Annotated in this window: 12 protein-coding genes; 10 read left to right on the top strand and 2 right to left on the bottom strand. The window is 35.2% G+C overall.

The window, feature by feature from the left end; genetic code table 11:
- Positions 1-208 precede the first annotated feature (208 nt).
- The 5 genes from ilvD (at position 209) to DES36_RS05885 (ending at position 6805) form a co-directional block, all read left to right on the top strand.
- Positions 209-1885 (top strand): dihydroxy-acid dehydratase, encoded by a 1677-nt coding sequence (ilvD, locus tag DES36_RS05905; RefSeq protein WP_113920388.1) that lies wholly within the window; start codon positions 209-211, stop codon positions 1883-1885.
- Positions 1886-2018: 133 nt separating this feature from the next.
- On the top strand, positions 2019-2684 hold the full coding sequence (locus DES36_RS05900; protein WP_113920300.1) for a TVP38/TMEM64 family protein: 666 nt from the start codon (positions 2019-2021) through the stop codon (positions 2682-2684).
- A 249-nt stretch (positions 2685-2933) separates the two neighbouring features.
- Positions 2934-4082, top strand: coding sequence for a cation diffusion facilitator family transporter (locus tag DES36_RS05895; protein WP_242981711.1), 1149 nt, complete (start codon positions 2934-2936; stop codon positions 4080-4082).
- A gap of 160 nt (positions 4083-4242) precedes the next feature.
- Entirely contained in the window at positions 4243-6093 is a 1851-nt protein-coding gene (recQ, locus tag DES36_RS05890; RefSeq protein ID WP_113920298.1) for a DNA helicase RecQ, read from the top strand.
- A 7-nt stretch (positions 6094-6100) separates the two neighbouring features.
- On the top strand, positions 6101-6805 hold the full coding sequence (locus DES36_RS05885; RefSeq protein WP_113920387.1) for an ABC transporter ATP-binding protein: 705 nt from the start codon (positions 6101-6103) through the stop codon (positions 6803-6805).
- Positions 6806-7013: 208 nt separating this feature from the next.
- Here the strand turns inward: DES36_RS05885 and DES36_RS05880 are convergent, their stop codons facing one another.
- Both DES36_RS05880 and DES36_RS05875 read right to left on the bottom strand, forming a co-directional pair.
- The gene (locus DES36_RS05880) at positions 7014-7892 is read right to left on the bottom strand and encodes a formate/nitrite transporter family protein (RefSeq protein ID WP_113920297.1); all 879 of its coding nucleotides are present in this window, start codon (positions 7890-7892) and stop codon (positions 7014-7016) included.
- Positions 7893-8007: 115 nt separating this feature from the next.
- Positions 8008-9441: an AraC family transcriptional regulator gene (locus DES36_RS05875; protein ID WP_113920296.1), complete on the bottom strand. Its 1434-nt coding sequence runs from the start codon at positions 9439-9441 to the stop codon at positions 8008-8010.
- Positions 9442-9694: 253 nt separating this feature from the next.
- Here DES36_RS05875 and DES36_RS05870 point away from each other — a divergent pair, with 253 nt between their 5' ends.
- From DES36_RS05870 to DES36_RS05845, 5 genes are all read left to right on the top strand, one after another.
- On the top strand, positions 9695-10192 hold the full coding sequence (locus tag DES36_RS05870) for an NAD(+) diphosphatase (protein WP_113920295.1): 498 nt from the start codon (positions 9695-9697) through the stop codon (positions 10190-10192).
- 112 nt (positions 10193-10304) lie between these two features.
- On the top strand, positions 10305-10799 hold the full coding sequence (locus DES36_RS05865; protein ID WP_113920294.1) for a rubrerythrin family protein: 495 nt from the start codon (positions 10305-10307) through the stop codon (positions 10797-10799).
- A gap of 374 nt (positions 10800-11173) precedes the next feature.
- A complete protein-coding gene (locus DES36_RS05860) occupies positions 11174-12292 on the top strand; it encodes a cysteine desulfurase family protein (protein WP_113920293.1) in 1119 nt (372 codons plus the stop codon).
- Positions 12293-12672: 380 nt separating this feature from the next.
- A complete protein-coding gene (locus tag DES36_RS05850) occupies positions 12673-13500 on the top strand; it encodes a tRNA 2-thiocytidine biosynthesis TtcA family protein (RefSeq protein ID WP_113920291.1) in 828 nt (275 codons plus the stop codon).
- Between the two features lie 536 nt (positions 13501-14036).
- Positions 14037-14477 (top strand): MarR family winged helix-turn-helix transcriptional regulator, encoded by a 441-nt coding sequence (locus DES36_RS05845; RefSeq protein ID WP_113920290.1) that lies wholly within the window; start codon positions 14037-14039, stop codon positions 14475-14477.
- Positions 14478-14482 lie beyond the last annotated feature (5 nt).

Below are 14482 nucleotides of genomic sequence, written 5' to 3'. Positions count from 1 at the left end.
GTTCTATGTAAAAGCATTTAGTCACCTTTGGGTGACTTTTTGTTTTTACTTAGAACTTAAAACATAGAACTTAGAACTGAAATGTATTCGTTATCTAGTAGTTGCGCCCTTGTCAAAAATGGATGGATGTATTAAAATAGAAATATTAATCAACAAAAATAGAACTTTACATATACAATTTTCAGAATATTTTGAAAGGGATGAAGAAATGAGAAGTGATTCAGTAAAAAAAGGAATGCAACAAGCTCCACATCGTTCTTTGTTTAATGCTCTTGGTATGACTAAAGAAGAATTAGAAAGACCTCTTATCGGTATTGTAAGCTCCTATAATGAAATTGTCCCAGGGCATATAAATTTAGATAAAATTGTAGATGCAGTAAAAATGGGCGTTGCTATGGCAGGTGGTACGCCAGTTGTTATCCCAGCTATTGCAGTTTGCGATGGGATTGCCATGGGTCATCTGGGAATGAAGTACTCTCTTGTGACTAGAGATTTAATCGCTGATTCTACAGAAGCGATGACAATGGCTCACGCTTTTGATGGACTGGTTATGGTACCTAATTGCGATAAAAATGTTCCAGGCCTATTAATGGCGGCCGCTAGAGTTAATATTCCTACGATTTTTGTAAGTGGTGGTCCTATGTTAGCTGGAAGAGTAAAAGGACAAAAAACTAGTTTATCTTCTATGTTTGAGGCAGTAGGCGCTTATAGTGCAGGAAAGATGAGCCTTGAGGATGTAGAAGAATTTGAAAACAAAGTTTGTCCAACTTGTGGATCTTGCTCTGGTATGTATACTGCAAACAGTATGAATTGTCTTACAGAAGTGATCGGAATGGCGCTTAAAGGCAATGGAACCATTCCAGCTGTATACTCTGCACGAATTCAATTGGCAAAACATGCTGGAATGAAAATCATGGAATTACTAGAAAAAGATATTAAACCAAGGGATATTATGACAGAAGATGCTTTTATGAATGCATTAGCTGTAGATATGGCTCTTGGATGTAGTACAAATACCATGCTTCATTTACCAGCTATAGCTCATGAATCAGGAGTAAAGCTAAACCTAGATATTGCAAATGAAATTAGTGCTAGAACGCCAAACTTATGTCATTTAGCTCCTGCGGGACACACCTATATTGAAGAATTAAATGAAGCAGGTGGCGTTTACGCAGTCATGAATGAATTAAATAAGAAAAAACTTATTAAGACGGATTTAATAACATGTACAGGTAAAACGGTTGGAGAAAATATAAAAGATTGTATCAATACAGATCCGGAAGTCATTCGACCGATTGAAAAACCGTATAGTGAAACAGGTGGAATCGCAGTATTAAAGGGGAATTTAGCTCCAGATTCTTGCGTAGTAAAACGATCTGCGGTTGCCCCTGAAATGATGAAACACGAAGGTCCAGCTAGAGTATTTGACTGTGAGGAAAATGCCATTACAGCTATTAAGGACGGGAAAATTGTAGCTGGAGATGTAGTAGTCATCCGATATGAAGGTCCAAAAGGTGGTCCAGGTATGCGAGAAATGTTAAATCCAACTTCAGCCATTGCAGGCATGGGATTAGGTAGCACTGTTGCTCTAATTACAGATGGTCGGTTTAGTGGAGCTTCTAGAGGTGCATCTATTGGCCATGTTTCTCCAGAAGCAGCAGTAGGAGGAAATATCGCCTTGATTGAAGAAGGGGATCTTATCAAAATCGACATCAATGCAAATACCATTGATTTTGAAGTATCTAAGGAAGAATTAGAAAAAAGAAGGGCAAACTGGAAACCAAGAGCACCAAAAGTGACAACAGGTTACTTAGCTCGTTACGCACATCTAGTAACATCTGCAGACAAAGGTGCAATCTTGCAATTACCTGGAATAGAAGAGTAAATAGAAAAGGAGCGAGTCACTTAGTGATTTGCCTCCTTTTTATTTACTTCCACCGTCTACTTTCCACTGTTCACATTAAAATAATCAACTCACAGCTCTTTGGATACACTAACCAAAGAAGGAGTGAATAGAGTTGAGACATAAGGCGTCAGAATTAATATATAAGTTCATTAAAATACTACCCATTATCATTATTATCGTTGGAATTGTTGTTGGATTTCAGTTTAAAGATATCAGTGTAGCGGATATCGTAAATTACACACCTGAGAATCCATTTCTTGCAGCCTGTATTTTAATTGGATTATACGCTTTAAAGTCTATTTCTATTATCTTTCCTCTAATTGTTTTAAATATAAGTGCTGGTATGCTATTTTCGCCTTTCTGGGCAATTATGGTTAATATTATTGGCTCTTTTGTTGTATCTGCGATTCCTTATTATATCGGGAGATTTATGGGCAGAAGTATTGCTATGAAAGTCATGAGAAAGCATAAAAAGTTTGACGATATGACTAAGATGCCTATCGTTCAAAATCCATGGTTTTATTCTTATTTTTTAAGAGTCATAAGCATCCTGCCTGGTGATCTAGTGAGTATGCTTTTAGGCTCTATTAAATTAAAATTTATGCCCTATATTCTAGGCTCTTTGTTGGGGATTTTTCCTGGTATGTTAGCTGCAACTTTTATGGGTACTGCTATTTCAGATCCCACCTCACCTGAATTTATCATTGCCTTAGTGGGAACTGTTCTTTTGTCAGTGGTGTCTTATTTAATCTATCATAAGTGGAAAAAAAAGCATTAAAATAATTCTCGTTTTGTAACAATTATTTTTATTTTAAATAAAGAATTATAGGTGAAGGGTTGGACGGTTGGACGAGAAAGGATAGAAGTATAAGTGAAAATTTAAATCATTTTGTAGCGATCGTTTAATAATTGTTTTTTTATTCGAATATTTGCGGTAGAAAATAGTATAATAGGAGACAGTATCTTTTATGCCAATAAATTCATGTGGAGGGAATTGTATTTGACTAATATTCTTATAAAACTATTTGTGAAGGACTATAAAAACACCACAAATGCGAAAGTGCGTCAGCAGTATGGTAAATTCGCCAGCGTAGTTGGTGTTGTTACAAATTTAATTCTATTTGCCATTAAGATTGCTGTAGGTATTGTTTTTAATAGTATTGCCATCACAGCAGATGCCATTAATAATTTATCGGATTCCAGTTCATCTTTTATTACTTTAATTGGATTTAAGATATCAGGAAAGCCGGCAGATAAAGAACATCCATACGGTCATGCTCGAATGGAGTATATTTCTGGATTAATCGTATCCTTTTTAATTTGTTTTTTAGGATTTCAATTATTTCAAAATGCCTTTGACAAAATCCTTCACCCTCAAGAAGCGAAATTTAGTACGATTTCTATAGGTGTATTGATTGTGGCAATATTTGGAAAATTGTGGCAATACTTGTTTTATAAAAAGATAGCCACATTAATTGACTCAACGACCTTAATAGCTACATCTATAGATAGTAGAAACGATATATTATCTACAGCAGTAGTTCTTTTAGGTATTATAATTACTTATTATACTGGCTTTAATTTAGATGGATATTTAGGCCTTGTGGTAGCTATTTTAATCATCATTAGTGGAATAAAACTAATCATGGATACAGTAAGCCCTTTGCTGGGAACAGCTCCATCAGAAGAATTAGTAGAATATATCTATCAGAAAATACTGTCCTATGATGGCATTGTATCACTGCATGATTTACAAGTGCATAGTTATGGTGAAGGTCAAATCTTTGCAACGGTACACTGCGAAGTTCCAGCAGAAGAAGATATTATGGTCAGTCACGATATTATTGATAATATCGAAAGATACTTCATGAAAGAAGAAGGGATCAATTTAGTCATTCATTTAGATCCTATTATTACAAGTGACGAAAAGACGAATAAATTGAGAGAAAAAGTCATCAAAACAATCAGTAATATCTCTAAAGAATTGAGTTTACACGATTTTCGAGTTGTATGGGGAGTAAGCCATTCGAATCTTATTTTTGATGTAGTCGTACCATATAGCTTTGAATACAGCAATGAAGAATTGATAGAAATCATCGATGATAAAGTAAAAGAAATAGATCCATGTTATAATTGCGTAGTTACGATAGATCATGATTATATACCTAACTACTAGTTCTAAGTGGTAAGTTTTAAGTTCTATGTAAAACCAATGGTCACCTTTGGTGACCTAAAAGATTTTACTTAGAACTTACAGCATAGAACTTAGAACGAATGCGCCGGAGGCGCATTCTTGTGATATAATCATATGACAAAATGCACTAAGGAGCGGTCATATGGTAAAAGATAAGTATGGGGTTTTAAAAGAATATTTTGGTTATGAACAGTTCCGGATGGGGCAAGAGGAGCTTATTGATAGTATACTTCAAGGAAAGGATACTCTGGGAATTATGCCTACTGGCGCAGGAAAATCTATTTGTTTCCAGATACCTGCTGTTTTATTAGAAGGAATTACTTTGGTGATTTCGCCTCTTATATCCTTAATGAAAGATCAAGTGACTACATTGAATCAAGCTGGAATACCTTCAGCTTTTTTAAATAGCTCCTTGTCAAATAGGCAATATTCTCTTGCATTACGATATGCAAAGGAAGGTCGCTATAAAATTATTTATGTTGCGCCTGAAAGATTGACGACTGCACAATTTTTAAAATTCGCCAGTGAAAGCAAAATCTCTATGATCAGCGTTGATGAGGCCCATTGTGTATCTCAATGGGGACAGGATTTTAGACCCAGCTACTTAAAAATCAAGGAATTTATTCATTTGCTTCCATCTCGGCCTGTTATTAGCGCTTTTACTGCAACCGCTACGGAAGAAGTAAGAGAGGATATCATTCATATTTTACAACTAAAAAAACCAAATGTTACGACCACAGGCTTCGACCGACCTAATTTATTTTTTGCAGTGCGAAAACCAAGTAATAAGTATACGGAAGTCTTAAAGATACTAAAAGCTCATCTAGGTGAAAGCGGCGTCATCTATTGTGCTACACGAAAAAATGTAGAGGAAGTGTGTAATAATCTAAATCTAGATGGATATAAAGCTACTCGATATCACGCAGGATTGTCTGATCAAGAGCGTAAAGACAATCAAGAGGCTTTTGTTTACGACAATAGTCCAATTATGGTTGCTACCAATGCCTTCGGTATGGGTATTGACAAGTCTAATGTATCATTTGTCATTCATTATAATATGCCTAAAAACCTAGAGTCTTATTATCAAGAGGCGGGGAGAGCAGGGCGCGATGGGGAGCCAGCCGATTGCATTTTGTTGTATCATGGACAAGATGTAATTACCAACCAGTTTTTAATTGAACATGGTAGCCAAAACGAAGAGCTGGATGAAGAAACATCTAAATTGGTGAAAGAAAAAGATAGGGAACGTTTAAAAATTATGACTTATTACTGTCATACTAGAGATTGTCTAAGGGAGTACATATTAAATTATTTTGATGATAAGAGCGAAAATCATTGTGGTAATTGCTCTAATTGCATGAACAATTTTGAAGAAATGGATATTACGGAAATAGCAAAAAAAATTATCTCTTGCATATACAGTGCTCATTCAAGATTTGGCATCAAGGTAATCATCGATACCCTAAGAGGCAGCAAGGCAAAGAAGATCCTTCGCTTACATTTAGATCAATTGCCCACCTATGGTATTTGTGCTAGTTTGACTGAAAAAAAACTTCGTAGCATCATCAACTTTTTGGTTCTTAAGCAGTATTTATCCATCACAAATTCAGAGTTTCCTACAGTAGGCGTTACTGAAAAGGCGATTGATTTTATGAATGAGGAACATATCTTGACGATGAAGATTGTAGAAGAAGTTGAGGACTCGACGGTAGAGCAATCAAATTATAAAAAGCAGAAGAGTGTTGTTCACAAAGAAGTAGATGAGGGGCTTTTTGAAGCTTTACGCCAATTGAGAGGTCAAATCGCAGTTAGGCAAAAGGTTCCTGCTTTTATTATATTTAGCGATGCTACTCTTCGATCTATGTGTCAACTAAGACCTACTACAGAAAGTCAATTTTTAGGTGTATCAGGAGTAGGAGAAGTAAAGATGACTCGTTATGGAAAAACTTTTATAGACGTAATAATAGACTATGAGAATAATAAGAGGCAGTGAGGACATGATGAAAAATTATATAGAGTTTAAAAATGTAAAAAAGATATACAAAATGGGTGAAGTAGACATTGAAGCTTTATCTGGAGTAGATTTTGCTATAAACAAAGGAGAATTTGTTATTATTGCTGGAGCTAGTGGTGCAGGGAAGAGTACCATACTGAATATTTTAGGTGGAATGGATGGACTTACTTCCGGAAATGTATTTGTAGATGATATTGAAATAAGTAAATTTAATTCTAAAGAGTTAATTAATTATAGGAGACACGATATAGGCTTTGTCTTTCAATTTTACAATCTAGTGCCAAATCTAACAGCAAAAGAAAATATAGAATTAGCTACTCAAATAAGCCACAATCCTCTAAATATTGAGAAGGTCATATCTGGTGTAGGCTTGCAAGATCGAAAGAACAACTTTCCCTCTCAACTGTCTGGTGGAGAACAACAAAGAGTAGCAATAGCTAGAGCATTAGCAAAAAATCCAAAGCTCCTCTTGTGTGATGAACCTACAGGCGCTCTAGATTATAAGACAGGTAAATCCATATTAAAACTATTACAAGATACGTGCAGAAGCTCAGGAATGACCGTGGTAATCATTACTCACAATCTAGCCCTAACGGATATAGGAGATAAAGTGATTCGAGTAAAGAGTGGAAAGATAAATTCCATTGAAATAAATGAAAATCCTTTGGATGTAGAGAGCGTAGAATGGTAAATAAGGTGGTAAGGTGGTCAGGTGGTCAGCAAAAGCACTCGCCTATGGGCGAGGTAATGACCCGAATTACCTGCCCCAGTCATTCTTGAGCGCAGCGAAGAATCTTAGGATTCAAGAGTAGTGACGTAAATTTTCCGCTTTCCGCCTTCCACTTTCCACAATAAAATATCCACTTTAAAACACAAGACACCATTAGGTGATGAATAAGCTATTCATCCTTATCTTCATCTACAATAATTCTGTCCGGATTATTTCTCACGTATACGAACCAATAGGCGCCGGCTGCAAATATGGTTCCTCCGATGATATTACCTAAAGAGACAGGTATTAGATTTCGAGTAAATAAAGTAACCCAATTTAAATCTGCTAATTGTTCTGCGCTTAACTGAGAAGCCATTGCCCAATTCGGGTTAGATTTTGCCATAATGCCTGCAGGAATATAATACATATTTGCGACACTGTGTTCAAAGCCTGAGGTGATAAAAAGCTGTATAGGAAAAAATATTGCAAATAATTTACCTATCATATCTTTAGAGGCATAAGCCATCCACACAGCTAAACATACGAGCCAATTGCACATGATTGCAAGATAAAAAGCGGGCATGAATTCTAATGAAATCTTTCCATAGGCAATTTGTATTGTCATGCTTCCTAGACCATAATTCCCACTATTAAATAAATTAGACTCATTCATCATAAAGGCAATAAGTATAGAACCTATAAAATTGCCAAGGTAGACGAAGAGCCAGTTGTGAAGAAGTTGGGTGATTTTAATTCTTTTTTCTAATACTCCAGCTATAATAAGAGCATTCCCTGTAAAAAGCTCTCCTCCTGCCACCACAACTAACATAAGACCAGTTCCAAATAGGGTTCCAGCTAAGGCTCTTCCTAATCCATAGGTTTCAGGTTTACTTAGTAAATTAAAAGTTGCCATATTAGAGCCTTCTGCAGCAAAGGCAATAAATACTCCTGCTAAAATAGCTAAAATAATTTGATTTATTGTGCTTGTTTTTACTTTTTTGACACCTGTTTCAATGGCTTCTAAAGAGATTTCTGCAGGAGTCAGATAAAATCGATCCTTTTTCATTGTAAGTCTCCTCATTAGTACCTGCTATTATCTTAAAATACAAATTTTGAGATTATTTTATTATGCCCATTAAATCAATCATTACACTGTCAAAATAGTAAAAAATTAGCATCTTCTACAGCTCAAGAACATATTTAATCTTGGCATTTTTAATTTTCTCCTTGATTAGATTATCGATAAGCATTGGGTCTTGGTAGGAGGCGCTGTCACCATTATTAATGAATGTCCATTTTTTTACGATTTTTATGCCGTAGCGGTAGATGCTATGATCGATAAATTTACTCATAATACTGTAAAATGTAGATTCATCCATATGGTCGGTTTTCATTAAAATTTGGAGCTCAAACTCTAAATCTATTGTTAAATTGACCCATAAATCCATATTGTGCCAGTTAAAGAAGATATCTTCCTCATCAATATGAAAATTATTACTGCTAAAGGGATTAATAGCAATATTTATGGGTGCATCTGTATCAATATATTTTGCTAAAGCGTAAGTATAACGAATCTTTAGGTAATTTTCAACGGATGATAATATATCCTGCTGTTTATCATAATGGCAGCTAATCATAAAGTAATTATTTACATAGTTGTAGAAAACCCCCTTAACATCCTTGAAGTCGATTTCTTTAAAATCGATGCCCTTTTGTATATATTCATGATATTTAGCTTTATGTTCTAAAGGCATACACCCATGCCATCTTTTAAAGCTTCTGTAATAATACTTTACATCTGAGAAACCACATCTGTCTGATATATCAGAAATGCTCATATTCGAAAGTAGAAAGAGTTCTGATTTAATAACCCTTTCGTAATTAATTCGCTCTTGGAAACTATAGGAATTGACCTTTTTCCAAAAGTGAGAAAAATAGTTTTTTGTGATAAACTCTTCTGCTACGATATCTTCTAGAGTGATTTTTTGATCATAGTTTTGGTCTATATACCGCAAGATTCGATGATATCGGTCTAGTTGAACAGAACTGACGAAACCATCATTTTTTTTAATAAACTGCAACCAATCAAATTCATATACTAGTGCATAAATGAGCTGTTGTTCATATTTTTTTATAGTCAATTCAGGAGTAGGATTTGTATTTATATAATCTGACACAAGATTGATGAGAACATTTCGAAATCTAATTTTATATTCTCTTCTTATATTTTCTTCGAAGTTTGTGCTTTCGATTTCAAATCCTTCATCAGCAAATGTATTGCTTCTAAAGAACATATATTTAATATAAGGAAATTGATCCTCAAAGTAATCTAAATTAATATATATAGAAGCAACAATAGCATCTGATGAACTGCTTATAGAATGGATGTATTTATGATTGAGAAATACAAAATCTCCTTCCTCAACATTCAGACGTTCATATCCTGATGTGACCTTAACAGAGCCTTTGAGTGGGAGGACGATTTGTAGTGTATTGTCATGCCAGTGTACAGAAGACCTTTTTATTGAATGAACCTTTAGGTGGAAAGGGGAATTTTCTAAAAAATCTATTTTTTTTTCTTGCATAATATTATGTTGGATTAATTTAGTATTCATATTTTTATCTCCTAATTTGTGTATAATTCATTATATCAAAATACAGCTATAAAAGTCAGATGGGATATTTTGTTTAGTATGTTATTTATATTTGGAAGCAATTTATGGTAATATAAATTATGAAGTTTTGCAATAAAACAATTTTAATCTTGCAAGCTAGGAAATTTTTTTAAACAAAGTTTTTATATTAATGTAGATAATAATGAAGAATCAAAAGAGTCAAAGATTATAGTAAAGGAAGTTTGAGAGTGATATGAGTTATTGTTTTGAATGCGGTGCACTATTGACCACCAAGTGGAGGCGAGATGATGGAAATGTTCCATTCTGTACATCTTGTCATATGTATCGATACCCAATGTTTAATGTGGCGGTTAGCGTAGAAGTGTTAGATCCTTCGCAAGAGAAAATGATATTAATACAGCAGTATGGAAAAAAGTCAAATATTTTAGTGGCTGGATATATCAATCTTGGAGAATCTGCAGAACATGCTTTAATACGAGAGGTAAAAGAGGAATTAGGTTTAGATGTAGTCTCCTATGAATTTAATAAGACCAAGTATTATGAAAAATCAAATACTTTAATGATTAACTTCTCTTGTACCGTAAATTCTACGGATTTAAGCAATATGAATCACAAAGAAGTAGACTATGCTAAATGGTACACCTTAGAGGAGGTTAAAGAAGAAATTAAATCAGGAAGCTTAGCAGAGGAGTTCTTTTTGGAATTTATGCAAAAAAAAAGTAAAAATTGATTTTTTGATAAAAAATAAGTTTATGTTTAATCAAGGATATATAGTGGTATATATAGAAGTGTAATGAAAAAACAGAACAATATTTGTAATATAATTATATGGAGGATAAAATATGGAAAATAGTAAAACATTTAAAAACTTAATGGATGCATTTGCAGGAGAGTCACAAGCGAATCGTAAATACGAAGCCTATGCTAAAAAGGCAGAAGCAGAAGGTAAAAAAAATGCAGCAAAATTATTTAAAGTTGCAGCAGATGCTGAAACACTTCACGCTTTAAAAGAATACGAACTTGCTGGAAAAGTCAAATCTACATTAGAAAATCTTGAAGATGGAATTGATGGGGAAACATATGAATATAAAACTATGTACCCAGAATTTATAAAAGAAGCAGAAGAAGAAGGCAATAAGAGAGCAGTTCAAGCCTTTACCTTTGCTATGAAAGCAGAAGAAGTTCATGCAGCTTTGTATAAAGATGCAATTGAAAATATTGATCAAGAAGAAGAAGTTTTCTATTACTTATGTCCAGTATGTGGCAATATTGAAAAAGTAGTTCCAGAGAAATGTCATATCTGTAATGTACCAGGTTCTAAGTTTATAAAATACTAATATTTGTAAGCCAATGTAAGCCTAAAACTTATGTTTTGAGTCCCTATTTTGTGTAGGGGCTTTTTTCTTTAGCTGAAAGCTGGATGTTGAAAGCGGAACTCCTTCGAATTGTTGGTCGGTTGGACAGTTGGCGGGAAAAGCTTTTCTCGCCTATGGGTGAGGTAATAATCTAGGAGTCATCCTGAGCGCCAGCGAAGGATCTTTACATATTATTTATTAAAGATACACTATCTATTAGGAGGTTTTAATAATTCTAAATTGTAAATTGTAAATTCTCAATTGTGGACGAAGTCCACCCTAGCACGAAGCCTTCACTTGTGCTATACTTTCGTATGTGCACTTTGCACTTATTAAAGTAAATGGAGACGAAGTGAATGATATATTTAGACTACGCTGCAGAAACTCCTGTAGACCCTCAGGTCTTAAACACATTTAATGAGGTATCTATAAAATATATTGCAAACCCTAATTCTACTCATAGCTTAGGAACGCAAGCTAAGGAGCGATTAGAACACGAAACAGGTCGTATAAGCAAGCTTCTACATGTAAAACCAAGTGAAATCATCTACACTTCTAGTGCAAGCGAATCCAATAATCTGGCGATAAAAGGTATTGTCGAAAGATATAAAACTCTTGGTAAACATATTATCACCACTTATTTAGAACACTCTTCTGTAAATGGTCCTATGGGTTATCTTAAAGATCGAGGTTATGAAATAGATTATGTGGATATTCTCCCCAATGGATTAGTAGATTTAGAACATCTAAAGGAGCTTCTTAGAGAAGATACGATTTTAGTCTCTATTTGCTATGTAGATAGCGAAGTAGGGATTATTCAAGACATGAATAAACTAGGAGAACTTATTAAAGCATATCCTAATTGTCACCTCCATACAGATGGGACTCAAGCTGTGGGAAAAATTCCCCTTTTTATTAAAAATATTGACATGATTACATTTGCCCCACATAAATTTTATGGTTTAAATGGCAGTGGAATACTAATCAAAAAGGAACACATAGAGTTAGAGCCAATGATACATGGTGGAATCAGTACTACACCTTATAGGAGTGGTACGCCAAGTTTAGCCCTTATAGCAGCAACAGGACAAGCGTTAGAGACAGCTTTTCTTAATGTAGAGAGCAGGCATCGTTCTGTAAGTAAGCTCAATAATGATCTACGTACAGAACTAAAAAAATTACCTAAAGTAGAGATTAATAGTCCAGAACAGGCAAGCCCTTATATTTTAAACATAAGTCTTTTAGGAATAAAAGCAGAAAAGATCGTCCAAGCCTTAGACTTAGAAGGCATATGCTTATCTTCAAAATCTGCATGCTGTGCAATGAATACACCTTCAAGACCTGTTTACGCTCTTACGAATAATAGAAAGAGAGCTTTATCTACGCTGAGAATCAGTTTGAGTCATCTTACTACAGAGGAGGAAATTAATCGGTTTATGAGTTGTCTTAAGAATATTTTGGAAGCTGAAAGTTGAACTTTCTTTTAGGGTGGTCAGGTGGTCGGGTGGTCAGCAAAAACGTAAAGAGCGGACAGCGGAAAGCGGAACTTTATATCTGGTTGATCGGTTGTTTTGTTGGACGGTTGGACGGGAAAACAAACTCGCCTTCAGGCGAGGTAATGACCCTAGCTCCTGCAGAAGTCATCCTGAGCGTAGCGAAGGATCTCTACACATTAGGTAGTGAGTGAAAAACATCTGGAAGCCAATGAAAGTCATCTACTATTCCTCATCAGCCACCGAAGGTCGCTATAATACTGATAGCTGAATGCTGGCCGCTAGTGGCTAAGCTCTAGGGATCTATGAGTAGAGATGATTCTCGAATAGAATACAAGTAAATAACAAAAAAAGAGGTACACATGGAAAAATATAAATTAATTGAGAGAAGTATAATAAAAAAATATCGCAAAGAGATTTGGAAGAGGTTTGTTGAGGGGATTAATGATTATGAATTGATTCAGGAAGGGGATAAAATTGCTGTTTGTATCTCTGGTGGCAAAGACTCTATGCTTATGGCAAAATGCATGCAGGAATTAAAAAGACATGGCAAAGTTCACTTTGATTTAGAATATGTAGTCATGGACCCAGGTTACAATGATATCAACAGGCAGCGGATTATTGACAATGCAGAGCTTATGAATATTCCTATTAAGGTATTCCAATCAGATATCTACGATATTGTGGCAGATATTGACGACTCTCCTTGTTACTTATGCGCTAGAATGAGAAGAGGTTACTTATACAAGAATGCTCAGGAATTAGGCTGCAACAAAATTGCCTTAGGACATCACTTTGATGATGTTATTGAGACCATACTCATGAGCATGCTTTATGCTGGAGAGTTTAAAACCATGATGCCTAAGCTTATAAGCACAAATTTTAAAGGTATAGAGCTTATTCGTCCTATGTACAAAGTAAGAGAAGAAGATATTTTAGCGTGGAAAAGATATAATGACTTACAATTTATCCAATGTGCTTGTCGCCTTACTGAGAACTGTGTTCTCGGAGATAATGGAGGCGGTTCAAAGCGAGAGGAAATGAAAGCCCTCATTAAAAAATTCAGACGTACCAATCCTCATATTGATCAAAATATCTTTGCTAGCGCTCACAATGTAAATTTGGAGACGGTTATTGGCTATCGAAAACAAGGTCAACGATATAGCTTTTTAGATGAGTACGATCAATAAGAGGTGGTCAGGTGGTATGTCGTAGGTTGCGGGCTTGTAGCTCCTTACAGTCACTACAAACCTCGCCAACCTTGACAGGAGTAATACCACTTAATTTCTCTGCCTTTTGGCAGATAAATTAGGTATTACTCCCAGGTGGTCAGCAAAGGCATCTTATGTATTTCTTTTGGGTCTTAAGATCCTTCGCTGCGCTTCAGGATGACCCACAACTGAGCTACCCTGTCATTCTGAGCTTAGCTCTCACCCTGTTATCCTGAGCTTAGCTCCCACCCTGTCATTCTGAGCTTAGCTCTCACCCTGTTATCCTGAGCATAGCTCCTACCCTGTTATTCTGAGCTTAGCTCCTACCCTGTTATTCTGAGCTTAGCTCCTACCCTGTTATTCTGAGCTTAGCTTTCACTCTGTCATTCTGAGCGCTAGCGAAGAATCTTGGTGGTTTAAATTCACCTAAAACTAAAGGTATTTTACAAATACCTTTTTTGTGGTATAATTTTAGTAACTCGACTTACTATTTTGCAGATAAAGGTGGTATAAGCATGAAGTGTGAATTTGACGAAAGGAGTTCTGTTACACTTATTGGAAAGTTTATGAAAATCCATTATGTCACATTGGTTAAGGTATTAAATAAGCATGGGCTGCATAAAGGTCAACCCTATATTTTAACGTGCCTTATGAAAGAACCTAGGATGACTCAAAATGAATTGGCTAAAAAACTAGATGTGACAAAATCCACCATGGGCACATCTCTAAAGCGCATGGAAAAAAACGGATTTATAGTTCGACAGCAAGACGAAGAAGACTGTAGATGCAATCGCATAAGCATTACAGAAAAAGGAAGAGCGGCTCTTGAAGCTTGCGATAAAGATGTTTCAAGTATAATTCAAGCTATGTTCTCAAAAATTAGTGAAGATGAAGAAGAGATGATGAATGATATCTTTAGAAGGATGATTGAAGGCATTCAATCTTATGTTCCATAAGGTTT

This window comes from Alkalibaculum bacchi, assembly GCF_003317055.1.
GTDB lineage: Bacteria > Bacillota > Clostridia > Eubacteriales > Alkalibacteraceae > Alkalibaculum > Alkalibaculum bacchi.
This window is presented reverse-complemented; position numbering and strand designations above follow the sequence as displayed.